Here is a 25,013-nt window from a genome sequence, read left to right as displayed (position 1 = left end):
GTGATAGAAAACGGAAAAATCCGCGGCGGGCAAACCGGCGCGGTTAGTGCGTAAGCGCTCATCAAAACCGTGTAGGTCATACAACATGACATATGGCTTTGGCAGCTTGCGCAGGAATTCAACAATTTCTAATAGCTGTTCACGCTTTACCCAGACAACCGGAATCCCGGTGCGGGTAGCCTGAACGGTAAAGGCATCCGGCCCAAAACGGTTACGCAGCTCGCCGACCACTGGGTCATCCAGGTGATCGCGGGTTTGCCATGAAGGCTGTGCGAGGTCTTGCGTGGTTAAATCAGTCATACGTTACTCACCATTCCGGCCTGTAATCAGGCGCTCAAAAGAAGGCGTCAGGATGGCGGCGCACATTAAATTGTGATGTTCTGCTGTGGCCGTGGCTCCATCCGTGTACGGGAAGCTTAAACTTCGTCTGGCGATCTCAGGTTGGTGACGGCAATACGCTCGCCACGCTTTCTTTCACGCTCTGGCTGCATATTGGCGCGATAAACCCCCTGATCACCGACCACCCACGACAGTGGACGACGCTCTTTACCAATCGACTCGCGCAGCAGCAACAACGCCTGCATATACGCTTCTGGACGCGGCGGGCAGCCGGGAATGTACACGTCAACCGGCAGGAATTTATCCACGCCCTGCACCACTGAGTAGATGTCGTACATGCCACCCGAGTTAGCGCAAGCGCCCATGGAAATCACCCATTTCGGCTCCAGCATTTGGTCATATAAACGCTGAATAACCGGCGCCATTTTGGTAAATGGCGTACCGGCGATCACCATGAAGTCAGCCTGACGTGGCGAGGCGCGCATTACTTCGGCACCAAAACGTGCCACGTCGTGCACCGCGGTGAAGGAGGTGGTCATTTCCACGTAGCAACAGGAAAGGCCGAAGTTATACGGCCAGAGAGAGTTTTTACGACCCCAGTTCACCATGTCATGCAGGGCATGCTCGAGCTTGCCCATGTAGACGCTGCGGTGAACGTGTTGTTCCAGCGGATCGTTAACCGTTTCCTGTTTCTGCAGAGGATAACGATCGTTATCGCCACCCCCGTTCGGGTCTACGCGTGTCAGCGTGTAGTCCATCTTATTGCCTCGCTTTTACTGCTTATGAGGGTTGGTGTGGCTGTGACTGACCGGGACAGATTTGACCACTACGCGACGACGCGCAGGAGCCCAATCCAGCGCACCGATGCGCACCAGATAAACCAGGCCTGCCAAGAGCACCAAAATGAAAATTGCGGCTTCGACAAAGCCGACCCAACCGCTTTCGCGAATGGACGTCGACCATGCGTATAAATAGAGGGCTTCGACGTCGAATATGACGAAGAACATCGCAACCAGATAGAATTTTGCAGAGAGGCGAATATGAGTGTCACCGACCGACTCAATACCCGATTCGAACGGAGTGTCCTTGTGTCGCGCACGCGCACGACCGCCTAATAACCAGCCACCGGTCAACATAAAGGCACACAGGCCGAATGCGATAACGATAAAAACAATAAATGCCCAGTGATGAGCGATCACTTCTGTAGTTGTCGACATACTCTTTGCTTACTCATCAAAAGTGGTGATGGCATCCTGCTCTGTTGCAGCAAACACACCACATCGATTCAAGGGAAGGATAAAAAACCTTATAAATTTTGCTGTCATTAGCAATAAAGCAGCAATTTTATAGGGGTTTTTACTCCTTTCTATAACCTTTTGTCAACTTTGACAAAAGTATCCAAACATTATTTTACAGCTGCATCATATTATTAACATTCAACCTTCGAAGCGCCAGCTAAATCGCTTCAGTTTGTGAGGTTAATTTTAGTGTAGCGGGTATTCACATGCGTGGATCGTGCATTTAACAATCATATTTTGACAGGTCTCGCCCGAGATTCCCCCCCCTTATCAGGGGTATTTTTTTGATCTAAAGCACATAACTGGGTTTTATGCTGCAAAAAACAGCGAAGAGGACGGGCAAGTGCTCCGGAAAAGTTGGCACGAATTGATAAAACCATTCCAAGTTGGATAAAAATGGAACGTGTTTCATATTTAAGAATGAGATCGAAATAAAGTCGAGGGAATTACATCTAAAATGACAAGTTTAATGGCATAAAAAAAAGCCTTAGCGGGTAATTACCTCGCTAAGACTCGTTTTTATACGTTTTAACAATTAACCGGTATTCCATATGCGAGGAATTACCAGCAACTGTAGCCCTTACTCTTCGTCATCCAGCAGCAAAGTACCGTCTGGATTAGCGCTCAGATTGTAAGGATCATTGGTAGACTGCATGGCATTGAAGATGGCCAGCGCCAGTTCGTTATCGCTGTCTGGATTGCGGCACAGCAGATATTGAGTATCCGGTAGCACTGGCAAACCTTCTGCCGCGCCCATCACTCGCAATTCTGGGCTCATCATCTCGACTGGACGTGCTGTTACACCCAAGCCAGCTTTAACTGCCGCACGAACGGCAGCCAACGTAGAAGCAACATACGAGATGCGCCACGGAATGCCAGCCTCGTTGAGGTGATCAATCGCCATATCGCGATACGGGCTTGGCTCATCCAGCAGGACCAAAGGAATGGCTTCCCCGCGCTGGAAGATATAATCTGCCGCGCAGTACCACAACGTTGGCGAAGTACGCAGTACCTGATGAGTAAAGTTTCCTGGGCTGGACGTCGTCACAACCAGATCGACTTCACCTTGGTTAAGCATTTCCATCATGAACGGGTTGCGCTTAACACGCACATCAATGGCCAGCTTCGGATAGACCGACGTTACGCGGTTAAGCAGGAACGGCAGAATGGTATCTGAGGTATCATCTGAAGCGCCAATGGTCAGAACGCCCTGGATGTTGCTGTACATTAAAGAGGTGCAAGCTTCGTCATTAAAACGAAGGATTTTCCTGGCGTAACCCAGCAGTTGAATGCCATGCTCCGTCAGCAATTTATTACGTCCATGTCTGGCAAACAGCTCTTTACCTACCAATTGTTCCAGACGTTGCATCTGCTGACTCACTGCTGACTGCGTTCTGCACACGGCGGCAGCGGCTGCTGCAAAAGTGTTCAGATCGGCAACGGCAACAAATGTACGCAGCAGATCGAGGTCGAGATTCAGTATCGGACGATTTGCATTAGTCATGTTTTTTCTTCACTTATAAGATTTTTTAAAACTACTACCCTGGTGTATTACCCGACTTATCAAAGAGATAAGAGGCAATGGTGCTTAATGACAGCCCTGTGTGGAGCTGCCATGAAAAAATTTTGTCAGGCGGATGCCGACGATCGCACCACTCTGAGAACAGAGCAGCGTCGTCATTATAGACAGCAGAACTTCTGGGCCGAAAACGTATGTCGTACAGGTGCTGGAAGCTGCGTAGTTGTCTATGTATCCCGCGTAAAGTCCCTGCGGGCTAAAAAGAAATAACATCATGTTATGTAGATGCGAAGCGATAAAGTGCATCAAATAATAAATTATACTTAATCATTTTTACGTTATAAATGGAAATGTTTTTGTTCAAAACATCGCAATTTTTGACCAAAAGCCTTTCCGCACAGATCCTGCCATAACGCTGCTCTTTTTTTAAGCCCTCCTGGTTCTGAATCTTGAGCATCAGCGTTAAAGTGACAGTGTAAATGCTATTTTAAGACTGTTTTACACGATATTAGGTCCGTTACTGACGCTTAATCTCGCCCTTGTTAAGTGAATAAGAATGCACTTCATTTTAAGACGCCAGCCAGAACTTAATCCTTACCAGACACTTTTTCGCCATCTAACAAGAATCCTTTAACTATTTCGTCTGGTCGCTAATATTTTTTTAAGCCAATTGTGACTGAAAAATTTCTGAATAGTCCCGGATGCGAATGGAAGAAGGCATTTACACGTCAGGCACAGCTTACCAGTGTTTAATCTTATCATTCTTCACATTTGTGGACTAATAAACCAGATTAATTGATTTTCAATGACTTTTACGCCATGCGAAGCGGGAAAGAATGGCAAACGCGCCAAAACCCAGCGGTGCCCTTCTTTTGTTGGGGTGAGAAGAGTAAATTGGGCGAGTTTGATTTTTGGTGGCAGGTTAAAGGACTCTGCCCATAAAGGCGGTAACGATGAATTTTCAAATTGATAAATCCGGCAAGCTGGAAAATGTCTGTTATGACATCCGTGGTCCGGTACTGAAAGAAGCTAAACGTCTTGAAGAAGAAGGCAACAAAGTTCTCAAGCTGAATATCGGCAACCCTGCCCCATTTGGTTTTGAAGCACCTGATGAAATCCTGGTCGATGTCATTCGCAATCTGCCGAGCTCGCAGGGTTATTGCGACTCTAAAGGGCTGTATTCGGCGCGTAAGGCGATCATGCAGCATTACCAGGCGCGTGACATGCGCGATGTCACCGTTGAAGACATCTATATTGGTAACGGCGTATCTGAACTGATTGTGCAAGCGATGCAGGCATTGCTCAACAGCGGCGATGAAATGCTGGTACCTGCACCGGATTATCCGCTGTGGACCGCCGCCGTTTCGCTGTCGAGTGGCAAAGCGGTGCATTATCTGTGTGATGAATCAGCAGGTTGGTTCCCTGATCTGGATGATATCCGTAGCAAGATCACCCCGCGCACCCGTGGCATTGTCATCATTAATCCGAATAACCCGACCGGCGCGGTTTACAGCAAAGAGTTGTTGCTGGAGATTGTTGAAATTGCGCGCCAGCACAATCTGATTATTTTCGCCGATGAAATCTACGACAAGATTCTCTACGACGAAGCACAACATCATTCAATTGCTGCGCTGGCCCCTGATCTGCTGACCGTGACCTTTAACGGCTTATCGAAAACCTATCGCGTGGCGGGCTTCCGTCAGGGCTGGATGGTTTTGAACGGTCCGAAGAAACACGCAAAAGGTTATATTGAAGGGCTGGAAATGCTGGCGTCGATGCGCCTGTGTGCCAACGTTCCGGCACAACATGCGATTCAAACCGCGCTGGGTGGCTATCAAAGTATTAGTGAATTCATCGCGCCCGGCGGCCGTTTGTATGAACAGCGTCAGCGTGCGTGGGAATTAATTAATGATATTCCAGGCGTCAGCTGTGTGAAGCCGCAAGGTGCGCTGTACATGTTCCCGCGTATTGATGCCAGGAAATTCAACATCTTTGATGATCAGAAGATGGTGCTGGATTTCCTGTTGCAAGAGAAAGTGCTGTTGGTTCAGGGCACCGCGTTCAACTGGCCGTGGCCGGATCACGTGCGCATTGTTACGCTGCCGCGCGTGGACGATTTGGAAATGGCCGTCAGCAAGTTCGGTCGTTTCTTACAAGGGTATCGCCAGTAAATTGTGACGCGTATACTGTTCGCATTTCGGGGAAAAGATATCTTCCCCGCCGTGCGCACAGGAACCGTCCATGACTCGTAGCCATTTTTTCGCCCACCTTTCCCGCCTCAAACTAATCAACCGCTGGCCATTGATGCGCAATGTGCGCACTGAAAACGTCTCCGAGCATAGCTTGCAGGTGGCGATGGTTGCTCATGCGCTCGCCATCATCAAAAACAAAAAGTTTAACGGCAATCTCAATGCCGAGCGCATTGCCATGCTGGCGCTCTATCACGATGCCAGCGAAGTGCTGACCGGGGATTTACCGACGCCGGTGAAGTACTACAACGCGCAGATTGCCCACGAATACAAAAAGATCGAAAAGATAGCGCAGCAAAAGCTCATTGATATGCTGCCGCCTGAACTGCAGGACGCTTATCGCCCGCTGATTGATGAACATTTGCATACCGAAAGTGAGCAATCCGTGGTGAAGCAGGCGGATGCACTTTGCGCCTACGTGAAGTGTCTGGAAGAATTATCGGCAGGTAATAACGAGTTTCTGCTGGCCAAAGCACGCCTGGAAAAAACCCTCACCCAACGGCGTTCACCGGAAATGGATTATTTTGTTGAGGTCTTTATTCCCAGCTTTAGCCTGTCGCTGGATGAAATATCACAAGATACGCCGCTGTAAAAAAACGGGCCGCATCGGCCCGTTTTTTTATGCGGTGATTGAAAGTGTAAACTCGCCGCTGTCTTCTTTGATGACATTAACCGGTTCAAGCGTTGCGACGCGGAAGCTTACTTCATTGAGGCGCGGTGCATCGGCTGGTGCATTCATGGCGATCACCGCACTACCCGCATCCAAACCTGAAATAATGCCCGCCGGCGCATCCTCAACCACTACACACTGCGTCGCTGAAAGCCCCAAACGTTCAGCACCCAGCAAATAAGGCTCGGGATTGGGCTTACCGTGCTTGATGTTCTCAGCGGTAATAAACACTTTTGGCATCGGTAGATTTGCGGCTTTATGGCGCGCGTGGGCGACAGGAATCGAACCCGAGGTCACAATCGCCCACGGAATCTGCAACTCGTTCAACGTTGACAGTAACGCTAATGCACCCGGAATCGCCTGCACGCCTTGCGTGTCTTCCGCTTCAAGACGTTCAAGCCAGAGAAATTCCGCCTGAATCGCCTCTTCAGATTGCCCTGCCATGAAATGGCGCAACGAATTGATGGCGGGCTTCCCGTGTATATAGCTCAGGACCTCTTCCGCCGACAAACCATGGCGCTCACCCCACAGTGACCATGCGCGAATCACTGCAGGCAATGAATCCACCAGCGTACCGTCTAAATCAAACAGAAAACCCCTGTACTTCACGCGTCGCTCCTAATTCAGGCATTGATAATCTGCGCGATCTCATTCGCGCTGAGATGATATTGACGCGGGCAAGTGTGCCACACCGTTAGCATGCGTTGGTATTTTTCCCACATCGGCGTTTGAGCATTGAAGCCGTGGGTGCCGGAATCAAAGTGGGTATAGCGCCCTTCAACATTCACCATAAAGCGCACGTAGCCGAGATAGCGCGCTTCGGTAGCCGCATCAAAACCAAGAAAAGCCAGGCGGCGCTCGTCAATCGCGCTGCCATCTTTGAGATTCGACCAGGAAACATGCAGCGCATGGTGCATTTCCATAATATCGATCAGCAGGCGACAGGTCGCTTCAGTTAGCTCGCCGAACTCTTTATCGAGTTCACGTAACTGCAAGCCATAGCCGCGTTCAATAATGGTCTGATAACGACGATAACGCTCAGCGTTATCAGGCTCCAGCATGGCCATCATTTTGTATTGATTGGAGAGGATCAATCGTTGGGCGTGGGTCATTTCCATGGTTTGCTCCCGGGCCAGACGGCCGCTTAAGATTTAAACAATGAAGAAATGATTACACAAGGAGAGTGATGCGTGTATGTCCGCACCACTTTTCTTTGATTTGAACCGGGATTTGGCTCAAATTCTCTAAAAGATAAAGGCGTCAGCAGATCAAAGATCGTCGAGGAAAGTGCGATCGAGCTGTTTGAAGGCCCGTTTCAACACATCGGCGAGCGACTGATATGTCGGCTTACCATCAACCGGTGCAATTGCCTGCCCCGCTTCTTCCAGCTTGGTGCGCACTTCATGAAACCACTGCAGCAACGTCGGCGGCAACGGCGTCACAGAACGTTTCCCCAACCACCATAATCCTTGCATCGGCAGGCTGCAGGCAAACAGCGCGGTGGCAATTGCTGGACCGAGTTGTCCACCCATCGCGATTTGCCACGTCAGCGTGAAAATCGCCAGCGGCGGCATAAAACGAATGGCAAAGCGGGTTGCATTGACCACGCGATTTTCAGGAAACACCGGCGCCAGGCGCTTGTCTGCAGGCCAGGTCTTCATGTATCGCTGTCCGCGCTGGAACAAGCCGAACCAGCCGGGATTGTCTGTCTCATTCGCCATGATAGACCTCAACTAAATCTGCAATATTTAAAATAAACCGATAACTACACAACTTTACGTGACATCCTTCAAAAGTTTTTGTCTTTGCGGGTGACTGTGAGTATTCTGACGCCGTTTCAGTAACATTACCGGAAGCTTTAGCTCAATAATAGAGCGGCCAGAGCCATGTTTCGCTAAGTGCTTATCAAAAATAAGCGTAAAATCACCAAAATTTTTTGCATGTCAGTGAAATTTTGACTAGCACATGATGTTTATCATTAACCTACCAGCTTTCATGGGCTACGCTGTTAGTCTGATTGCGTTTTTTTTAGCCACTATTTAACAAAATAGGTACTTCCATGTCGACGAAGTTAGTTCTGGTTCTGAACTGCGGCAGTTCTTCACTTAAGTTTGCCATCCTTAACCCTGTTACCGGCGACGAATACTTGTCCGGTCTGGCTGAATGCTTCCACTTACCGGAAGCACGCATTAAGTGGAAACTGGACGGCAGCAAACAAGAAGCTCAGCTTGGCGCGGGTGCGGCACACAGCGAAGCACTGAACTTTATGGTTAAAACTATTCTGGCACAAAAACCAGAGCTTTCGGCACAAATCGCTGCAATCGGCCATCGTATTGTTCACGGCGGCGAGCAGCTGACCAAATCGGTAGTCATCGACGAATCCGTTATTCAAGGCATTAAAGACGCCTCTTCATTTGCGCCACTGCACAATCCTGCGCATCTGATCGGTATAGATGAAGCACTGAAAAACTTCCCGCATCTTTCCGATAAAAATGTGGCGGTTTTTGACACCGCATTCCATCAGACAATGCCGGAAGAGTCCTATCTCTATGCTCTGCCGTACAAATTGTACAAAGAGCACGGCGTTCGTCGCTACGGCGCACACGGCACCAGCCACTACTATGTGACGCAGGAAGCCGCGAAAATGCTGAACAAACCGGTTAGCGAACTGAACATCATCACTTGCCACCTCGGCAATGGCGGTTCTGTTTCTGCTATTCGCAACGGCCAGTGTGTTGATACCTCAATGGGCCTGACGCCGCTGGAAGGTTTGGTGATGGGCACCCGCAGCGGTGACATTGATCCGGCCATTATCTTCTTCCTGCATGATTCCCTGGGCATGAGCGTTGATTCCATCAACAAGCTGCTGACCAAAGAGTCTGGCCTGTTAGGTTTGACCGAAGTCACCAGCGACTGCCGCTATGTGGAAGACAACTACGCCACCAAAGAAGATGCCAAGCGTGCGATGGATGTGTTCTGCCACCGTCTGGCGAAGTACATCGGCAGCTACACCGCGCTGATGGAAGGCCGTCTGGACGCCGTGGTCTTCACCGGCGGTATCGGTGAAAACGCCGCGATGGTGCGCGAGCTGGCGCTGCAAAAACTGGGTCTGCTCGGCTTCGAAGTTGATCACGAGCGCAATCTGGCGGCACGCTTCGGGAAATCTGGCTTCATCAACAAAGAAGGCACGCGTCCGGCCGTGGTGATCCCAACCAACGAAGAGTTGGTGATTGCTCAAGACGCCGCACGTCTCACCGCTTAAACACACTTCTCTCCGTCAGCTTAGGCTGACGGAGTTGTTTTAGACAGTCTGCAACACCTGAGAGGTTTCTATCGTGTCACGTACAATTATGCTCATTCCTACCGGCACCAGCGTCGGTCTGACCAGCGTCAGCCTCGGCGTGATCCGTGCCATGGAGCGCAAAGGCGTGCGCCTGAGCGTATTCAAGCCGATTGCCCAGCCACGTGCGGGCGGCGATGCTCCAGACCAAACCACCAGCATTATCCGTAAAAGCTCCGCGATTCCTGCCGCTGAACCGCTGCAGATGTCACGCGTTGAGTCGCTGCTCGGTTCTAACCAGCAAGACGTGCTGATGGAAGAGATCATTGCCAACTACCACGCGAACGCCAAAGACGCGGAAGTGGTGCTGGTTGAAGGTCTGGTACCAACGCGTAAACATCAGTTCGCCTCTGCGCTGAACTATGAGATCGCCAAAACCCTGAACGCAGAAATCGTCTTCGTGATGTCGCTGGGCAACGATTCTCCGGCGCAACTGAAAGAGCGTATCGAACTGACGCAAAGCAGCTTTGGCGGCAGCAAGAACAAAAACATCACTGGCGTGATCATCAACAAACTCAATGCGCCGGTGGATGAGCAAGGCCGTACGCGCCCGGATCTGTCAGAGATTTTCGATGACTCCACTAAAGCCAGCATCGCCAACATCGATCCTAAGCAGCTGTTTGCGAACAGCCCGCTGCCGGTATTGGGTTGTGTGCCGTGGAGCTTTGATCTGATTGCTACCCGCGCCATCGATATGTGCCGTCACCTGAACGCCGATATCATCAACGAAGGTGAAATCCAGACGCGCCGTGTGAAATCCGTGACCTTCTGTGCGCGTAGCATTCCGCACATGCTGGAGCACTTCCGTCCGGGTTCACTGCTGGTGACTTCCGCCGATCGTCCTGATGTGCTGGTTGCCGCCTGTTTAGCCGCGATGAATGGCGTTGAAATCGGTGCAGTGCTGTTGACCGGTGGATATCAGATTGAAGCGCCAATCGCACGCCTGTGCGAACGTGCGTTCCAGACCGGCCTGCCGGTCTTTATGGTGAAAACCAACACCTGGCAGACGTCGCTCAGCCTGCAGAGCTTCAACCTGGAAGTGCCGACTGACGATACGCAGCGCATCGAAAAAGTGCAGGAGTACGTGGCCAGCTTCATCAACGAGGATTGGGTGGAATCACTGACCGCGACCTCAGAACGCAGCCGTCGCCTGTCTCCACCGGCATTCCGTTACCAACTCACCGAGCTGGCGCGCAAAGCCGGCAAACGCATCGTGCTGCCAGAAGGCGACGAGCCACGTACCGTCAAAGCCGCAGCGATTTGCGCCGAACGCGGCATCGCCACCTGTGTGCTGCTCGGCAACCCGGAAGAGATTCAGCGTGTTGCGGCGGCGCAGGGTGTTGAACTCGGCAAAGGCATCGTGATTGTCGATCCAGAAGTGGTGCGCGAAAACTATGTGCCGCGTCTGGTTGAGCTGCGTAAGAGCAAAGGCATGACCGAAGTGGTGGCGCAGGAGCAGCTGGAAGACAACGTGGTGCTCGGCACCATGATGCTGGAGAGCGGCGAAGTTGACGGTCTGGTATCCGGCGCGGTTCACACCACGGCGAACACCATTCGTCCACCGCTGCAGCTGATCAAAACCGCGCCAAACAGCTCGCTGGTGTCGTCGGTGTTCTTCATGCTGCTGCCGGAGCAGGTTCTGGTGTATGGCGACTGCGCCATCAACCCGGATCCCAATCCAGAACAGCTGGCAGAAATTGCGATTCAGTCTGCCGATTCAGCCAAAGCCTTCGGTATCGATCCACGCGTCGCAATGATCTCCTACTCCACCGGTAACTCCGGTGCCGGTAGCGACGTTGAGAAAGTGCGTGAAGCCACGCGCATCGCGCAGGAAAAACGCCCGGATCTGGTTATCGATGGTCCGCTGCAGTACGACGCCGCGATTATGGAAGACGTCGCCAAATCCAAAGCGCCAAACTCTGCGGTTGCCGGTCGCGCTACCGTGTTCATCTTCCCGGATCTGAACACCGGTAACACCACTTACAAAGCGGTACAGCGTTCTGCTGACCTGATCTCCATCGGGCCGATGCTGCAAGGCATGCGTAAGCCGGTGAACGACCTGTCACGCGGCGCCCTGGTGGATGACATCGTCTACACCATCGCATTGACGGCGATTCAGTCCCAGCAGGCCGAAGGCTAGTCCCTTCCCGGCCCGGCAAAAAAGCATGCACTTCGGTGCGTGCTTTTTTTTGCCCCGCACTTCACTGGCATAAACCCTGCGCTGCGCTAACACTGATTGAAGTCTGCCGCTAATTGCGAGGTGAATAATGAGCAACAGTGATGTGCACAGCCGTCGTTTACAAGCCACGCCGCGTGGCGTAGGTGTGATGTGTGATTTCTATGCGGTGAAAGCCGAAAACGCCACGGTGTGGGATCAGCATGGCCGCGAATACACCGATTTTGCCGCAGGCATCGCGGTGCTTAACACCGGACATCGTCACCCGAAAGTGATGGCGGCGGTACAGCAGCAGCTTGAATGTTTTACCCACACCGCATTTCAAATCATCCCTTATGAGAACTACATTCACCTGGCTGAGCGGCTTAATGCGTTAGTACCGATTAACGGCGCGGTGAAAACCACCTTTTTCTCGACCGGTGCAGAAGCGGTCGAAAACGCGGTGAAAATTGCGCGTGCGGCCACCGGTCGTCCCGGCATCATCGCTTTCACCGGTGCGTTTCACGGTCGTACCAATATGACAATGTCGCTAACCGGTAAAGTGGTGCCGTATAAAACCGGCTTCGGCCCCTTCGCCAGCCCGGTCTTTCACGCGCGCTATCCCAACGCGCTGCACAACGTCACCGTTAGTGATGCGCTCGACAGCCTGGGAGCGATTTTCCGCAGCGATATCAGTCCGCAGCAGGTGGCGGCCATTATCTTTGAACCGGTTCAGGGCGAAGGCGGTTTCTACAGTGCGCCGCCAGAGTTTGTCGTTGCGCTACGGGAGTTGTGCGATCGCCACGGCATACTGCTGATCGCCGATGAGATCCAGAGCGGTTTTGCGCGCACTGGCAAGCTGTTCGCCAGCGACTATTACGCCGTGCAGCCTGATATCATCACCATGGCGAAAAGTCTGGCTGGCGGTTTCCCGCTCTCGGCGGTATCGGGACGCGCAGAAGTCATGGATGCGCCAGAACCCGGCGGCCTGGGCGGAACCTATGCTGGCAGTCCACCGGCGATTGCGGCGGCGCTGGCGGTGTTAGACATTATCGAAGAAGAGGCGCTGTGCAGCCGCGCCAACCAGCTTGGCAGCCGATTAAAACAGACGTTGCAGCGAGCAGATTGTAAAGCGCTGGCGGAAATTCGTGGTTATGGCTCAATGATGGCGGCGGAATTCAATGATGCGGCGGGCAAGCCGTCGGCGGAGATTGCCAAAGCTATTCAGCAGCAGGCGCTGGAAAAAGGTTTGATTCTGCTAACCTGTGGCGTGTACGGCAACGTGATCCGCTTCCTCTATCCGCTGACTATTCCCGATGCGCAGTTCGAGGATGCTTTGACGCTGTTGACGGGTATTCTGCGGGAACATTAAGAAACGTAGGTGATCAGGTCGCCATAAATGACGACCCTACGGTAAGATTATGCTTCGCTGCTCTGCTTACGACGAGCAGCGTCGCTGTTACGGCTCAGCCACAGTGACAACGCCTTAAGCGAATCATCGGTGAACTCATCACAGCGTGCGGTGATCTCTTCCGGCGTCATCCAGAAGATCTCATCCACTTCCTCTTCCTGCATGGCAAACGGGCCATGGGAAACGCAGCTGAACAGCCCGCCCCATACGCGGCAATGCTGATCTTCAAAATAGAACTGGCCGTGTTCGGCGAATGGAACGGCCGCGATACCCAATTCCTCTTCCGCTTCACGACGCGCCGATTCCAGCAGGTCTTCTCCGCTCTGCACCACGCCACCGGCAGTGGCGTCCAGCATACCCGGCATGAAGTCTTTGATTTCAGTACGACGCTGCACCAGAATTTTGCCCATACCATCGTGCACCACAATATAAGTAGCGCGATGACGCAGACACTGCGCACGCATCTGCGCACGGCTGGCCTGCGCAATGACTTCGTTCTCTTCGTTAACGATATCAACCCACTCGATACCGTCACCTGCCGTTTGATCCACCATCCGTAACCCTTTTCTGTTTTCGGCGTGCCCAGCACGCGCCTGTTTGCCATGCTTTATTAGAATGAGCGGTAAGGTAAAGCGTTCTTTTCGCCATCGCAAGGCGCATCGTGCTCAGCGTGTTTTACCCGATTCCGCTAACCAGAGTTGCACCGAAGCACGCTGCCACTGGAACTCCGCATAGTGTTGCAGCTTCACCGGCAGCGCATCGCCGTGCAGCGCCAGGCGATTAATCATCACGGCTAAATCGGTATCCGCAATCGACCATTCGCCAAACAGATTTTGCTGTCCATCAGGCAAAAGGCGCTGCACCGCAGCAATGAGTTTGTTGGCAGCTTGCTCACCTGCCGGCGTAAGCGGCGCAAAGCGTTCGCCGGCGAACAGCACTTCGGTGGGGCGCTCTGAGCGCAGCGCCATTAAGTCGCTGCGCAGCCATGCCTGCACTTCGCGCGCATGCGCCCGTTTCTCACGATCGCGCGGATAGAGCCGCTCGAACTCTGGCGCCGGAAAACGCTCTTCCAAGTACTCAGCAATCGCTGAAGATTCCGTCAGCAGCACATCATCGATTTGCAGCGTCGGCACACGGCAGGTCAGCGACAGCGCGCGGTATTCCTCATCCCACTGCGCATTCTGCGATAAATCGACGCGCTTAAGGGTGAAGGGAATGCCCTTCTCGGTGAGCGCAACATAAACCGACATGGCGTAAGGGCTGAAAAAGCAAGAATCTGACCACAAAGTAATGGTTGGATAATTCATTGGCTGCCTCAGAAAAGCGTCAGGTGTGCATCATGTTTACCGATTTTTATTTGTTAAGGCAATGGTGCGCTGGTCGGATCTTTAGCTGCTAAGACCAGCGCTGACTTTTCCTTTTTCTTCATAAGCGTAAGCAGAGTCACGCCGCGCGCACGCTTCTCTTCTATGCTCAATCTGAGCAGATAAAAAATGACAAGGAGGCTCAACATGCATTTACTGATCACCGGCGGCACCGGCCTGATTGGCCGCAACCTGATTCCGCGTTTGTTGCAGCTTGGCCATCAGGTGAGCGTTGTGACGCGCGATGTCGCCGCCGCACGCGAGAAACTCGACGCCAGCGTCGCGCTGTGGTCCGGCATCCATCAGCAAACTGATTTAAATGGCATTGATGGTGTTATCAATCTCGCGGGCGAACCGATCGCCGATAAACGCTGGACCGAACAGCAGAAGCAGCGGCTATGCGAAAGCCGCTGGCAGATTACCGAGCAACTGGTGTCGCTGATTCATGCCAGCAGCAATCCCCCACAATTTTTGATTTCCGGCTCGGCTACCGGCTTTTATGGCGATACCGGCGATTTGGTGCTGACCGAAGAGGATCCGGGGCACGACGAGTTTACCCATGCGCTGTGCGCCCGTTGGGAGCAACTGGCGCTGACTGCACAGAGCGATCGCACCCGCGTCTGCCTAATGCGAACTGGCGTGGTGCTGGCGAAAGAAGGTGGCGCGTTATCGAAGATGAAACTGCCGTTTAAGCTTGGCGTCGGCGGCCCAATTGGCAGCGGCAAACAGTATCTGCCGTGGATTCACATCGACGATTTAGTTAACGCGATGCTGTGGTTGATCGACCATGCTGAACTGCGCGGCCCCTTCAACATGGTTGCGCCCTATGCGGTGCGCAATGAGCAGTTCGCCGCCACGCTCGGCCATGTAATGCATCGTCCGGCCTTTATGCGCACGCCAGCCAGCGCCATCAAGCTGATGATGGGCGAATCGGCGGTGCTGGTGCTCGGCGGACAACATGTGCTGCCGAAGCGCTTAGAAGAGTCAGGCTTTGGTTTTCGCTGGTACGACTTAGAGGAAGCCTTGCGGGATGTCGTGTAGGGTCGCCATTAATGGCGACCTGGTTAAACTAACTCCGCTGCTGCACAACACGTGATTTCAACGCAGCCGGTTCATGCGTATGTCCCGGCTGCGGCACACGAATAATAAAGGTCAGTACACCAGCAAATACATACAGCGCGGTATACGCCCACACCACGCCAACGATATCGAAAAACGGCAACATCACCGAAGCGATCGCAGGCGCAACAAAGTTACTCAGTCCAGCCGACAGATTGTAAATGGATACCGCAGCACCTTTATGATGCGGCTCGAGCGTTGGAAACACTGCGGTCATCGGTACAAAGGCGGCAACAAAAATCCCTAACATCACCGCCGGAATCAACGCCACCCAGAAGTTATGCCCGGCATACAGCGGCAGGTAGTAAAACGCCAGACTGGAGATGGCCATACCAAGGCAGCCAAACCAGCGCACCTGACGGATCCAACCCAGTTTCTCGCCGGTAATGCCCCAGAAGATGTTAGTAAAAATGGTGACGAAGAAGAATACCGCCCAGATTTGCAGCCACTCGGAAATGGTAAAACCAAGGCGATCAACGAACAGCAGCGGCATGATAATGGCGAAACCAAACAACGACAGCGTGTTAATGATGCGAATCAGGCAAGCATAAAACACGTGCTGGTTGGTAAACAGAATGGTTACCGCGCGCGACATTTCGGTCATTTTGTCGCGCATCGGCAAATTGACGCGTGAACGGTCAACCGGCACATGACGCAAGCTGAAGTAAGCCAGCACGCCACCGCAGGCAACCCAAATGATCGCCAGCCACAGCGTACCGGTTTCGCCCAGCATCGGGATGGTCAGACTCGGCAAATAGCTGCCAACCACACCGATGCCGACGGAATACATCGCCCAGAACCAACCGGTGGCGGCCGCCAGTTTTTCACGCGGCAGCACCTGTACCAGCATCATCATGAATGAGTAAATGAATAGCGGATACGCCAGACCGCGAATGCCGTAGAACAGCACCATCAGCGGATAGTTGCGCATGCCAAGACCCAACGACATAAACAGCGTGTGCATCACGATCCACAGCACGAAACCAATCATCATGGCACGCTGAGGCGTAATCAGTTCCGCCACCACGCCCGATGCCCAGGCTGCCAATGCCGCCGCCAGTCCGTAGAAGGTAAACACCACCGCTGACTGCGCCGGCGTGAAGCCCATATCGGTGATATGGCGCGATAGAAACGCCATTTCAAAGCCGTCACCCGCCATAAAAATAGCAATGGCGAGGAAGCCCCAGAACATCTTTTTCGGTAAGCCAAACCAGTAATCATTCGATTGCATCTCATTCATCCTCTGTCTGGAATTATTCAGGTAGCAATGCTCGCGCCTGCTGTTGTTGGGCATAGAGCGTGCGGAACAGCTGCAATCGCTGCTGCAGCACCTTGCCGCGCGCAGCATCTGGCTGATAACGCGCCTGCACCGGCGGTTTAAGGCAAACTTCGCTCTCCACACCACCATCCGCCAGCCACGCCAGACGCGCAGCCCCTAAAGCGCCGGACGCGCTGGCGGGATGCGTGACGATCGGTAGTTGCAGCACATCGGCGATCAACTGCGCCCACAGCGTGCTTCGCGCCCCGCCGCCGGTCAGGCTGCACTGCTGAATCTGGCGCTGCGCATCGCCGAGCACCGCGAAACCGTCGGCCAGACCAAAAGCCACGCCTTCAATCACCGCGTAGCCGAGCAGCGCGCGTGGCGTTTCATGGCGCAGATTGAAGAAGGAACCGGAGGCGTCAGGATCGTTGTGCGGTGTGCGTTCACCGGAAAGATAGGGCAGGAAAACCGGCGCATGCCGCCGCTGCTCTTCGCTGAGCTGTGCCATCTCTTCCATCAGTTGGCTTTCGGTAACGGAGAGCAAATTACACAGCCAGCGCAGGCAGCTGGCGGCACTGAGCATCACGCTCATCTGGTGCCAGCGTTCGGGCAAGGCGTGGCAGAAAGCGTGCACGCCCGATTGCGGATCGGCCAGTAAGCGATCGTTGACCACAAAGATCACGCCGGAGGTTCCCAGCGAGATAAAGGCATCGCCCGGATTGACCGCGCCAACGCCGACTGCCGAAGCAGCATTGTCGCCCGCGCCGCCCGCCACGCAGACTGCGGCCGATAAACCCCATTCACTTGCCAGATCGGCTTTTAATGTGGCGCTGACGACGCTGCCTTCCACAAGCTCCGGCATGTTGGCGCGCGTTAGTCCAGTGATAGCCAGCAATTCATCAGACCAGTCGCGCTTTGCTACGTCAAGCCACAGCGTGCCCGCCGCATCTGAAGGTTCACTGACAAAGCGTCCAGTCAAACGCCAGCGCAGATAATCTTTCGGCAGCAGCACTTTGTCGATGCGACGAAAAATCTCTGGCTCATGTTCTGCCACCCAGCGCAGTTTGGGTGCGGTGAAGCCAGGCATGATCATATTGCCGCTAACTTGCATCATCTCTGGATGTTGCCTGCTCAACGCTTCACACTGCGGCGCGCTGCGCGTGTCATTCCACAGAATGCACGGGCGCAGCACCTTGCCCTGCGCATCCAGCAGCACCGCGCCGTGCATTTGTCCCGACAAGCCAATGGCGCGAATCTCGCTCCACGCCTGTGCAGCCTGCTGGCGTAATCCAGCAAGCACTTCACCACACGCTTGCCACCAGCGTTCCGGATCCTGCTCCGCCCAGTGCGCATGCGGGCGCTGCACGTGGAGCGTGACGTGATTCGAGGCGATGATCTCGCCCTGCGCATTGATGATCAGCGCTTTGAGCTCCGAAGTACCAATATCAATTCCCAGATACATGCTGCGCTCCTTACACTGCGGCCAGCGCGCGTTCTGGCTGTTTCAGCCACAGCTGCAGATCCGCCACGCTGCGCGTCACCAGCGCATGAAATGCCTTCTCCTGTGCCAGCTCGCCAAACAGCGCGCTATCGCTGAGGAAAGCGTTCAGAGCATCGGAGCGGCTAAACTGCTGGCGCAGCGCATCGGCTTGCAGCACGCCATCCTGATAGGTGTAAGGCAAATCATCACTGGCCCAGCGCTGCAGGAACAGGAAGAACAGCGCAGGCAGCATGGCGGTGGCCGCTGGTTCTGCACCGCGCTGATAGCATTCGCGCAGTGTTGGCGTCACCATGCCGGGGATTTTCGACAAACCATCCGCACCTACACGCTGGTTGGTGTCTTTGATATAGGGATTACTGAAGCGCGCCAGAACCACATCGCGGTACTCAGCCAAATTCAGCGGGCTTGGCGACAGCGATGGCATCACATCCTGCGTCACGTAGTCATACGCCAACTGATAAATCGTTGGCTGACGCGTGCTGTCATCGATGTAATTGAGGCCAATCAGCGTGCCTGCCCAGGCAATCGCCGCATGCGTGGCGTTGAGGATACGGATTTTCGCCTCTTCCCACGGCAATACCGATTCCACCAGCTCAACGCCAACCTTCTCCAGCGCCGGGCGACCGGCAATGAAGTCATCTTCAATCACCCATTGAATAAAGGATTCGGCCATCACTGATGCGCCATCGTCCTTACCGGTGGCGGCCTTGACGCGCTCAGCCACATCCGGCGTCGGGCGCGGCGTAATGCGATCCACCATGGTATTGGGCGAGGTGGTATTTTCGCGCACCCAATTCGCTAAGGCGCTGTCACCTTTAGCCGCAAGAAATGCCAGGAAGCCGTGACGAAAACGTTCGCCGTTGTGGCGCAGGTTATCGCAGTTGAGCAGCGTAACCGGCGCGCCACCGTTCGCCAGGCGCTGCGTGAGGATGCGCGCCAGCGCGCCATAAATCGTGCGGATGTCGCCTTTCACATCGGCCTGTACATCCGGTTGCGTCAGGTCCAGTTCGAATTCTGGCGTCAAATAGTAACCGGCTTCAGTGACGGTAAAACCAATCACGCGGGTTTCACTTTTCGCACCCTGCTCAACCAGCGCGCTGATATTGCTATCCCACGGCAGGATTTTACGCAGTGAAGTGATGGTTTCGTAGGTATGTTCGCCCTCTGGCGTCACAGTTTCCAGCACGTACTCGCCATCTTGCGCAGCGAGTTTCTGCAGCAACGGCGCGGCATCCTCGCGGATATTGCCGAGGGCGATGCTCCAGCTGTCATCGCCCTCTGCACGTAATTTATGCAGATACCATGCCTGATGAGCACGGTGAAAAGAGCCTGCGCCGATATGCATCCACACTGATTGATTGGTCATAGCTGCCTCAAAATAAACATTTGCCAAGATTAAGGGCATTTGCCCGATGACGCGTAGCATAGTGCGAGCCCGCAGCCATGTTCTGCGAGCCAAATCACAATTAATACTTTTGCTCTTTTTTAGGGCTTTTGCTCAGTTAACACTTAACCGGCATCTCGCGTTAACATGGCGCACCGATTTTGACGGAACAGCGCGATGAGCAGAGAAGAGAAAAAACAAGAACTGGCAGCACGTGCAGCTTGGATGTATTACGTGGCGGGCGTAACGCAGCAGGAGATTGCGCGCGCATTAGGATTGTCGCGTCAGGTGGCGCAGCGTTTGGTCTCCAGCGCGCGTGAAATGGGCATGGTCAGCGTAAAGATCGATCATCCCGTCACCCACTGTTTGCATCTGGCGCGCGAGGTTCAGGAGAAGTTTGGCCTGCAACTGTGTCGCGTGGTGCCTTCCGCCAATCTGGATGATGACGCTATTCAGCAGATGCTGGCAGTTGAAGGCGCGGCCGTGATGGCGCAATACATCAGCGAGGAGCAGCCGCAGGTGTTTGGCATTGGTTCTGGTAAGACGCTGCGCTCGATGATCGATGTGCTTCCCTGGGTTGAGCGACCACAGCATCAATGCGTGTCGATGATTGGCGCGATTGCGCGGGACGATTCGGGTACGCGTTACGACGTGCCGCTGAAGATGGCAGAGAAGATGCAGGGAAAATATTTTTTCATTCCTGCGCCGCTGTATGCGGATACGCCCGAAGACAAAGCGATGTGGATTCAGCATCAGGTTTATCAACGCGTGACACAGCGCGCATTGCAGGCGGATGTCGCCTTCGTCGGCATTGGTGAAGTGCAACCCGGTTGTCCGCTGCATGCCGAAGGCTTTATCACCGATGCGCAAGTAGCAGCGCTCAACGCACGCGGCGTGGTGGGCGAAATGCTGGGGCATTTTTTCAATCAGCAAGGTGAACGCGTATTGGGTGAAACCGATGAACTGCTCACCAGCGTGTTGCTGGAGAGTAAGACGCAACGCCAGATTATTGGCTTTGCCGGCAGCGAACGTAAATATCCGGCGATCCGCGCGGCGTTGCAGGGCGGCTGGGTGTCAGGTCTGGTGACCGATGAGGATACGGCGCTGAAGTTGTTGCGGGGATAGAGGGTGCTTGCTATCCCCCATCCCGGCATTCCCCCGCCCGCGGGGGAAGGAGACGCTGCCACATGCAACTTCAACACTGACATATTGCAGGATCTTCCTCCCCCATTTATGGGGGAGGACCGAGGAGGGGGGCAGCCAGCACGGACCAGGATGGGGGACAGCGGGCACAATCTACTTCAACGATCCCTTTAAAAACTGCTGCAAGCGTGGGCTTTTCGGGTTACCGAACAGCTCATCCGGCGAACCTTGTTCCTCAATCTTGCCCTGATGCAGGAAGATCACATGATTAGAGACGTGACGAGCAAACTCCATCTCGTGCGTCACCACCACCATGGTTTTGCCCTCTTCCGCCAGCTTCTGCATGATGCGCAGTACTTCGCCGACCAGCTCTGGATCCAGCGCCGAAGTGGGTTCGTCAAACAGCAACACTTCGGGCTCCATCGCCAACGCACGCGCAATCGACACGCGCTGCTGCTGACCACCAGAGAGATGCACCGGATATTTGGCACGCGCACGCGCATCAATGCCGACTTTATCCAGATACTTAATCGCCCGCTCACGCGCTTCCGCCTTGCTCAGCCCCAGCACCTGAATCGGCGCTTCGGTGACGTTATCCAGCACCGTCATGTGGCTCCACAGGTTGAAGTGCTGAAACACCATCGTCAGACGCGTACGCAGCATACGCAGCTGCTCTTTATTCGCGACTTTCAGTTGGCCATCGGTGTCGCGCACCAGATTGATCTGCTGGTTGTTGACCACAATGGTGCCTTCGCTCGGTTTCTCGAGGAAGTTAATGCAGCGTAAGAAGGTACTTTTCCCGGAACCGGACGAGCCAATAATGCTGATCACATCGCCGGCATTCGCCTGCAGCGATACGCCTTTCAGAACTTCATGTTCACCGTAACGTTTGTGCAGTTCGGTAACGCTTAATTTATTGTCAGCCATAGTGATACTCAATGCGATGAAGAAGGTTTTACGTGCGCCAGGAAGCGTTGTTCAGCTTTGCGGAACAAGCTAATCAGCCCGTAAGAGATAATCAGATACAACACCGCAGCGATGCCAAACGCGGTAAACGGCTGATAGGTGGCCGAGTTGATATCGCGCGCGATTTTTAACAGATCCGGCACCGTCGCGGTAAACGCCAGCGCGGTGGAGTGCAGCATCAGGATCACTTCGTTGCTGTACGCCGGCAGCGCGGTACGCAGCGCCGAAGGCAGAATGATGCAGCGATACAATTTAAACGGCGAGAAGCCATAGGCGCGCGCCGCTTCGATTTCCCCGTGCGGCACCGAACGAATCGCACCGGCAAAGATTTCGGTGGTATAGGCGCAGGTATTCAGCGTGAACGCCAGCAGCGTACAGTTAAGTCCACTGCGGAAGAAAGCGTTCAGCAGCTCAGTGCCTTTCACCACTTCCAGCGTGTACATGCCGGAGTAGAACACCAGCAGCTGCACATACAGCGGCGTGCCGCGAAACACATAGGTGAACAGCCAAACTGGCGTGGAGATAAAGCGGTTAGAAGAGACGCGCGCAATCGCCAGCAGCACGGCGAGCGAACCGCCAATCACCACCGAGATGATCAATAACCACAGCGTAATCGCGATGCCGGTAAAACGGTAACCATCGGTCCAGAGCAGCTGTTTCCAATACTCCTGAATAATCTCAATCATAGCTCTGCCCTTTTCACACCCACCGTGTAGCGACGTTCAAGCCACCACAGCACGCCGTTCGACAGCGTGGTAAACACCAGATAAATCACACCCGCCACGATGGCGAAGTAGAACGGCTGCCAGGTGCTTTTGCCCGCCAGCTGCGTGGCTTTCACCACATCTTCCAGCCCCAGCAGCGAAACCAGCGCCGTGGCTTTGAGAATAACCTGCCAGTTGTTACCGATGCCCGGCAGCGCAAAGCGCATCAGGGCCGGGAACAGAATGCGACGGAAGGTTTGCGAGCCGGTGAATCCGAACGCGGTTGCCGCTTCGATCTGCCCTTTAGGCACCGCCAGAAACGCACCACGGAAGGTTTCGGTGAAGTAAGCGCCGTAGATAAAGCCGAGCGTGATGATACCGGCGACCATCGGATCGATATCAAACTGCGCCAGTCCCAGCGCATCGGTGAGGGTATTCAGCGCGATCTGCAGACCGTAGAAGATCAGCAGCATCAACACCAAATCGGGCACACCGCGGATTAAGGTGGTGTAGCCTTCAAACAACATCGCCAGCGGGCGACTGCGGGAAAGTTTGGCGCCAGCGCCAATCAAGCCGAGCACCACCGCCAGCAACACGGAACTGAGCGCCAGCTCCAGCGTCACAAGGGTGCCCTTGAGGATTACTTCGGAATAGCCATACAACATGGGTTCAATCCTGTCGTGAGGGTAAGTTACAAACGCTGCCCAACTGACGGACAGTCCTAACCAGGGAATTTGAATCGCAGGATGGATGGCGGCAAGCGTATGAAGCCGGGCAGTTTACATAGGTAAGCGCCCGGAGTGAATACTTATGTGCAACCTTCCTGCCTTTCACAGACCAGGATTAGGAAACAGGATAATTAATCGCCGTACACGTTGAAATCAAAGTACTTCTTAGCAATCTTGTCGTAAGTGCCGTCTTTACGCATCTCAACAAAAGCTTTATCGATCGCGGCCTTCAGATCGGCGTCATCTTTACGCAAGCCCATACCGGTACCGACGCCGAAGATCTTGTCGTCTTTCACTGCCGGACCGGCAAACGCATATTTAGCGCCAACAGGCTGCTTCAGGAAACCTTCGCTCGCCTGCACTTCGTCCTGGAACGCGGCATCAATACGACCGGCATTCAGATCCTGATACACCAGATCCTGGTTAGCGTAAGGCGTAACGGTGACACCTTTTGGCTGCCAGTACTCTTTTGCATAGGTTTCCTGGGTGGTGCCCTGCAGCAGACCGATGTTTTTCCCTTTCAGGGATTCAATGGTCGGTTGCAGCGTAGAACCTTTCGGTGCCACTAAGCGCGCGTTCGCCGCATACAGTTTTTCAGAGAAGTTGATCTCTTCCTGACGCTTTTCGGTAATTGACAGAGAAGAGATGATGGCGTCGATCTTCTTCGCTTTCAGCGACGGGATCAGCGCATCGAAATCACTTTCCACATAAGTACATTTAGTCTTGATACGTTTACAAATTTCGTTCGCCAGATCGATATCAAAGCCCACCAGCTGACCTTGCGCGTTCTTGGATTCGAATGGCGGATAAGTCGGGTCAGTTCCGATGCGCAGCGACTGCGGTACAGCGGCGAAGACGCTCGCGCTACTTACCATTGTCAGCATCAGAGAAAGAGCCAGAACTCGCTTTTTCATAGGTAACCCTCAAGTGAAGTGCTTATTGTTATGTGGTGCGTGATGTGTTGGTTTGCGCTGTAAGCTGTGCAGGTTTCATGCCAGTTATGCGAATTGGCGAAACGCTGCACAAGCGCGCTAAATACTGCGCCGGTTAGCGGCGCAAGCACTTAGTTTGTGAGGGAAATATAACAGCGGTGTGAGGAAGAAAAAGCGACATTGTTAACTTTTGGTGCACAAGATGCACGAAGAGTGATCGCACACGCGAATTTGCACACGAGCAGTGCATTAATGCACCATTATGCGCCACTCCAGCGAGTGAAAAGATCTTCCGGTAGCTCAATATCGAACTGATCGAGCACGCGATTCACCGTTTGATCGACTAAATCGCCGATCGATTGCGGACGATGATAAAACGCCGGCACCGGCGGCATGATCAGCGCGCCCAATTCAGCCGCCGTGGTCATCATGCGCAGATGTCCCAAATGCAGCGGCGTTTCACGCACGCACAGCACCAGTTTACGCTGCTCTTTCAGCACCACGTCAGCGGCGCGGGTCAGCAGGCTGTCGCTGTAGCTGTGCACAATGCCCGACAGCGTTTTCATCGAGCACGGCGCAATCGCCATGCCGAGGGTTTTGTAGGATCCGGATGAGATGCTGGCAGCGATATCGCGTACGTCATGCACCACATCGGCCATCGCTTGCACTTCACGCAGGCTGAAATCGGTCTCCAGCGCCAGCGTTTGCCGCGCGGCGGGGCTGATCACTAAATGGGTTTCCACCTCCGCCAGCGGTTGCAGCACTTGCAACATGCGCACGCCGTAGATCGCGCCGCTGGCGCCGGAAATACCAATGATCAGTCGTTTCATAATTCAGCCTTGCAGGTTCAGATTGCGGCAATGATAGCGGCTCGCTGAACAAAAATACAAAAACAAACAGGGCGGGATTGCGCCCGCCCTGCTTTTACTT

Annotated in this window: 23 protein-coding genes and 1 pseudogene; 7 read left to right on the top strand and 17 right to left on the bottom strand. The window is 53.8% G+C overall.

What is annotated here, in order from left to right; translation table 11 throughout:
* The 4 genes and pseudogenes from RTM06_RS13850 to lrhA all read right to left on the bottom strand — a co-directional run.
* Positions 1–300, bottom strand: a pseudogene (locus RTM06_RS13850) (NADH-quinone oxidoreductase subunit C/D); the annotation flags it as partial.
* A 116-nt stretch (positions 301–416) separates the two neighbouring features.
* Positions 417–1,097, bottom strand: a complete 681-nt coding sequence (locus tag RTM06_RS13845) for an NADH-quinone oxidoreductase subunit B (protein WP_312182856.1) — start codon at positions 1,095–1,097, stop codon at positions 417–419.
* Between the two features lie 15 nt (positions 1,098–1,112).
* Positions 1,113–1,556 carry an NADH-quinone oxidoreductase subunit A gene (locus RTM06_RS13840; protein ID WP_007889316.1) on the bottom strand — a complete coding sequence of 148 codons (444 nt, stop codon included), beginning with the start codon at positions 1,554–1,556 and terminating at the stop codon, positions 1,113–1,115.
* Between the two features lie 661 nt (positions 1,557–2,217).
* Positions 2,218–3,141, bottom strand: coding sequence for a transcriptional regulator LrhA (gene lrhA / locus RTM06_RS13835; RefSeq protein WP_007889314.1), 924 nt, complete (start codon positions 3,139–3,141; stop codon positions 2,218–2,220).
* A gap of 968 nt (positions 3,142–4,109) precedes the next feature.
* Between lrhA and RTM06_RS13830 the strand changes: the two genes are divergently transcribed.
* Positions 4,110–5,327 (top strand): pyridoxal phosphate-dependent aminotransferase, encoded by a 1,218-nt coding sequence (locus RTM06_RS13830; protein ID WP_256696970.1) that lies wholly within the window; start codon positions 4,110–4,112, stop codon positions 5,325–5,327.
* A gap of 70 nt (positions 5,328–5,397) precedes the next feature.
* Positions 5,398–5,997 carry a 5'-deoxynucleotidase gene (yfbR, locus tag RTM06_RS13825; RefSeq protein ID WP_008105157.1) on the top strand — a complete coding sequence of 200 codons (600 nt, stop codon included), beginning with the start codon at positions 5,398–5,400 and terminating at the stop codon, positions 5,995–5,997.
* Positions 5,998–6,024: 27 nt separating this feature from the next.
* On the opposite strand, the gene RTM06_RS13820 is transcribed toward yfbR, so the two are convergent.
* The 3 genes from RTM06_RS13820 to yfbV form a co-directional block, all read right to left on the bottom strand.
* Positions 6,025–6,684 (bottom strand): sugar phosphatase, encoded by a 660-nt coding sequence (locus tag RTM06_RS13820; RefSeq protein WP_256696971.1) that lies wholly within the window; start codon positions 6,682–6,684, stop codon positions 6,025–6,027.
* Positions 6,685–6,698: 14 nt separating this feature from the next.
* Positions 6,699–7,193, bottom strand: a complete 495-nt coding sequence (locus RTM06_RS13815; RefSeq protein WP_008105160.1) for a YfbU family protein — start codon at positions 7,191–7,193, stop codon at positions 6,699–6,701.
* A gap of 150 nt (positions 7,194–7,343) precedes the next feature.
* Positions 7,344–7,796: a terminus macrodomain insulation protein YfbV gene (gene yfbV / locus RTM06_RS13810; RefSeq protein ID WP_256696972.1), complete on the bottom strand. Its 453-nt coding sequence runs from the start codon at positions 7,794–7,796 to the stop codon at positions 7,344–7,346.
* 338 nt (positions 7,797–8,134) lie between these two features.
* Here yfbV and ackA point away from each other — a divergent pair, with 338 nt between their 5' ends.
* The 3 genes from ackA (at position 8,135) to RTM06_RS13795 (ending at position 12,942) form a co-directional block, all read left to right on the top strand.
* Complete coding sequence (ackA, locus tag RTM06_RS13805; protein ID WP_256696973.1) at positions 8,135–9,337, top strand: acetate kinase; 1,203 nt, start codon at positions 8,135–8,137, stop codon at positions 9,335–9,337.
* Between the two features lie 73 nt (positions 9,338–9,410).
* On the top strand, positions 9,411–11,555 hold the full coding sequence (gene pta, locus RTM06_RS13800; protein WP_008105167.1) for a phosphate acetyltransferase: 2,145 nt from the start codon (positions 9,411–9,413) through the stop codon (positions 11,553–11,555).
* Positions 11,556–11,682: 127 nt separating this feature from the next.
* Positions 11,683–12,942, top strand: coding sequence for a 4-aminobutyrate--2-oxoglutarate transaminase (locus RTM06_RS13795; RefSeq protein ID WP_312182851.1), 1,260 nt, complete (start codon positions 11,683–11,685; stop codon positions 12,940–12,942).
* 47 nt (positions 12,943–12,989) lie between these two features.
* On the opposite strand, the gene yfcD is transcribed toward RTM06_RS13795, so the two are convergent.
* Positions 12,990–13,535, bottom strand: a complete 546-nt coding sequence (gene yfcD, locus RTM06_RS13790) for an NUDIX hydrolase YfcD (protein ID WP_007889295.1) — start codon at positions 13,533–13,535, stop codon at positions 12,990–12,992.
* Between the two features lie 111 nt (positions 13,536–13,646).
* On the bottom strand, positions 13,647–14,288 hold the full coding sequence (gene yfcF, locus RTM06_RS13785) for a glutathione transferase (RefSeq protein WP_008105173.1): 642 nt from the start codon (positions 14,286–14,288) through the stop codon (positions 13,647–13,649).
* A gap of 204 nt (positions 14,289–14,492) precedes the next feature.
* On the opposite strand from yfcF, the gene RTM06_RS13780 reads away from it, so the two are divergent.
* Positions 14,493–15,386 carry a TIGR01777 family oxidoreductase gene (locus tag RTM06_RS13780; protein WP_312182848.1) on the top strand — a complete coding sequence of 298 codons (894 nt, stop codon included), beginning with the start codon at positions 14,493–14,495 and terminating at the stop codon, positions 15,384–15,386.
* 28 nt (positions 15,387–15,414) lie between these two features.
* Here the strand turns inward: RTM06_RS13780 and RTM06_RS13775 are convergent, their stop codons facing one another.
* From RTM06_RS13775 to dalD, 3 genes are read right to left on the bottom strand one after another with little or no spacing between them, the layout of a single operon-like run.
* Positions 15,415–16,695 carry an MFS transporter gene (locus tag RTM06_RS13775; RefSeq protein ID WP_312182846.1) on the bottom strand — a complete coding sequence of 427 codons (1,281 nt, stop codon included), beginning with the start codon at positions 16,693–16,695 and terminating at the stop codon, positions 15,415–15,417.
* 22 nt (positions 16,696–16,717) lie between these two features.
* Positions 16,718–18,187 carry a xylulokinase gene (xylB, locus tag RTM06_RS13770; protein ID WP_312182844.1) on the bottom strand — a complete coding sequence of 490 codons (1,470 nt, stop codon included), beginning with the start codon at positions 18,185–18,187 and terminating at the stop codon, positions 16,718–16,720.
* A 10-nt stretch (positions 18,188–18,197) separates the two neighbouring features.
* On the bottom strand, positions 18,198–19,592 hold the full coding sequence (gene dalD, locus RTM06_RS13765) for a D-arabinitol 4-dehydrogenase (protein WP_312182842.1): 1,395 nt from the start codon (positions 19,590–19,592) through the stop codon (positions 18,198–18,200).
* Positions 19,593–19,787: 195 nt separating this feature from the next.
* On the opposite strand from dalD, the gene RTM06_RS13760 reads away from it, so the two are divergent.
* The gene (locus RTM06_RS13760) at positions 19,788–20,735 is read left to right on the top strand and encodes a sugar-binding transcriptional regulator (protein ID WP_256696982.1); all 948 of its coding nucleotides are present in this window, start codon (positions 19,788–19,790) and stop codon (positions 20,733–20,735) included.
* Between the two features lie 171 nt (positions 20,736–20,906).
* Here the strand turns inward: RTM06_RS13760 and hisP are convergent, their stop codons facing one another.
* From hisP to RTM06_RS13735, 5 genes are all read right to left on the bottom strand, one after another.
* Positions 20,907–21,680: a histidine ABC transporter ATP-binding protein HisP gene (hisP, locus tag RTM06_RS13755; protein WP_008105186.1), complete on the bottom strand. Its 774-nt coding sequence runs from the start codon at positions 21,678–21,680 to the stop codon at positions 20,907–20,909.
* An 8-nt stretch (positions 21,681–21,688) separates the two neighbouring features.
* A complete protein-coding gene (locus RTM06_RS13750; protein ID WP_008105190.1) occupies positions 21,689–22,405 on the bottom strand; it encodes an ABC transporter permease in 717 nt (238 codons plus the stop codon).
* Entirely contained in the window at positions 22,402–23,088 is a 687-nt protein-coding gene (locus tag RTM06_RS13745; protein ID WP_312182839.1) for a histidine ABC transporter permease HisQ, read from the bottom strand. Before RTM06_RS13745 ends, RTM06_RS13750 begins: the two co-directional genes overlap by 4 nt.
* Positions 23,089–23,282: 194 nt before the next feature.
* Positions 23,283–24,065 carry a lysine/arginine/ornithine ABC transporter substrate-binding protein ArgT gene (gene argT / locus RTM06_RS13740; protein ID WP_101763640.1) on the bottom strand — a complete coding sequence of 261 codons (783 nt, stop codon included), beginning with the start codon at positions 24,063–24,065 and terminating at the stop codon, positions 23,283–23,285.
* Between the two features lie 278 nt (positions 24,066–24,343).
* Positions 24,344–24,913 carry a UbiX family flavin prenyltransferase gene (locus tag RTM06_RS13735; RefSeq protein WP_061717852.1) on the bottom strand — a complete coding sequence of 190 codons (570 nt, stop codon included), beginning with the start codon at positions 24,911–24,913 and terminating at the stop codon, positions 24,344–24,346.
* Between the last annotated feature and the right edge of the window lie 100 nt (positions 24,914–25,013).

Source organism: Pantoea sp. CTOTU46764 (assembly GCF_031974595.1).
GTDB lineage: Bacteria > Pseudomonadota > Gammaproteobacteria > Enterobacterales > Enterobacteriaceae > Pantoea > Pantoea trifolii.
The sequence above is the reverse complement of the archived record's forward strand: the minus strand, read 5'-3'. Positions and strand labels throughout refer to the sequence as shown.

Excerpts from the sequence above, each read along its gene's own strand:
- RTM06_RS13845 (WP_312182856.1), bottom strand. The coding sequence starts at position 1,097 with ATGGACTACACGCTGACACGCGTAGACCCGAACGGGGGTGGCGATAAC.
- RTM06_RS13840 (WP_007889316.1), bottom strand. The coding sequence starts at position 1,556 with ATGTCGACAACTACAGAAGTGATCGCTCATCACTGGGCATTTATTGTT.
- lrhA (WP_007889314.1), bottom strand. The coding sequence starts at position 3,141 with ATGACTAATGCAAATCGTCCGATACTGAATCTCGACCTCGATCTGCTG.
- RTM06_RS13830 (WP_256696970.1), top strand. The coding sequence starts at position 4,110 with ATGAATTTTCAAATTGATAAATCCGGCAAGCTGGAAAATGTCTGTTAT.
- yfbR (WP_008105157.1), top strand. The coding sequence starts at position 5,398 with ATGACTCGTAGCCATTTTTTCGCCCACCTTTCCCGCCTCAAACTAATC.
- RTM06_RS13815 (WP_008105160.1), bottom strand. The coding sequence starts at position 7,193 with ATGGAAATGACCCACGCCCAACGATTGATCCTCTCCAATCAATACAAA.
- yfbV (WP_256696972.1), bottom strand. The coding sequence starts at position 7,796 with ATGGCGAATGAGACAGACAATCCCGGCTGGTTCGGCTTGTTCCAGCGC.
- ackA (WP_256696973.1), top strand. The coding sequence starts at position 8,135 with ATGTCGACGAAGTTAGTTCTGGTTCTGAACTGCGGCAGTTCTTCACTT.
- RTM06_RS13795 (WP_312182851.1), top strand. The coding sequence starts at position 11,683 with ATGAGCAACAGTGATGTGCACAGCCGTCGTTTACAAGCCACGCCGCGT.
- yfcD (WP_007889295.1), bottom strand. The coding sequence starts at position 13,535 with ATGGTGGATCAAACGGCAGGTGACGGTATCGAGTGGGTTGATATCGTT.
- yfcF (WP_008105173.1), bottom strand. The coding sequence starts at position 14,288 with ATGAATTATCCAACCATTACTTTGTGGTCAGATTCTTGCTTTTTCAGC.
- RTM06_RS13780 (WP_312182848.1), top strand. The coding sequence starts at position 14,493 with ATGCATTTACTGATCACCGGCGGCACCGGCCTGATTGGCCGCAACCTG.
- RTM06_RS13775 (WP_312182846.1), bottom strand. The coding sequence starts at position 16,695 with ATGCAATCGAATGATTACTGGTTTGGCTTACCGAAAAAGATGTTCTGG.
- xylB (WP_312182844.1), bottom strand. The coding sequence starts at position 18,187 with ATGTATCTGGGAATTGATATTGGTACTTCGGAGCTCAAAGCGCTGATC.
- dalD (WP_312182842.1), bottom strand. The coding sequence starts at position 19,592 with ATGACCAATCAATCAGTGTGGATGCATATCGGCGCAGGCTCTTTTCAC.
- RTM06_RS13760 (WP_256696982.1), top strand. The coding sequence starts at position 19,788 with ATGAGCAGAGAAGAGAAAAAACAAGAACTGGCAGCACGTGCAGCTTGG.
- hisP (WP_008105186.1), bottom strand. The coding sequence starts at position 21,680 with ATGGCTGACAATAAATTAAGCGTTACCGAACTGCACAAACGTTACGGT.
- RTM06_RS13750 (WP_008105190.1), bottom strand. The coding sequence starts at position 22,405 with ATGATTGAGATTATTCAGGAGTATTGGAAACAGCTGCTCTGGACCGAT.
- RTM06_RS13745 (WP_312182839.1), bottom strand. The coding sequence starts at position 23,088 with ATGTTGTATGGCTATTCCGAAGTAATCCTCAAGGGCACCCTTGTGACG.
- argT (WP_101763640.1), bottom strand. The coding sequence starts at position 24,065 with ATGAAAAAGCGAGTTCTGGCTCTTTCTCTGATGCTGACAATGGTAAGT.
- RTM06_RS13735 (WP_061717852.1), bottom strand. The coding sequence starts at position 24,913 with ATGAAACGACTGATCATTGGTATTTCCGGCGCCAGCGGCGCGATCTAC.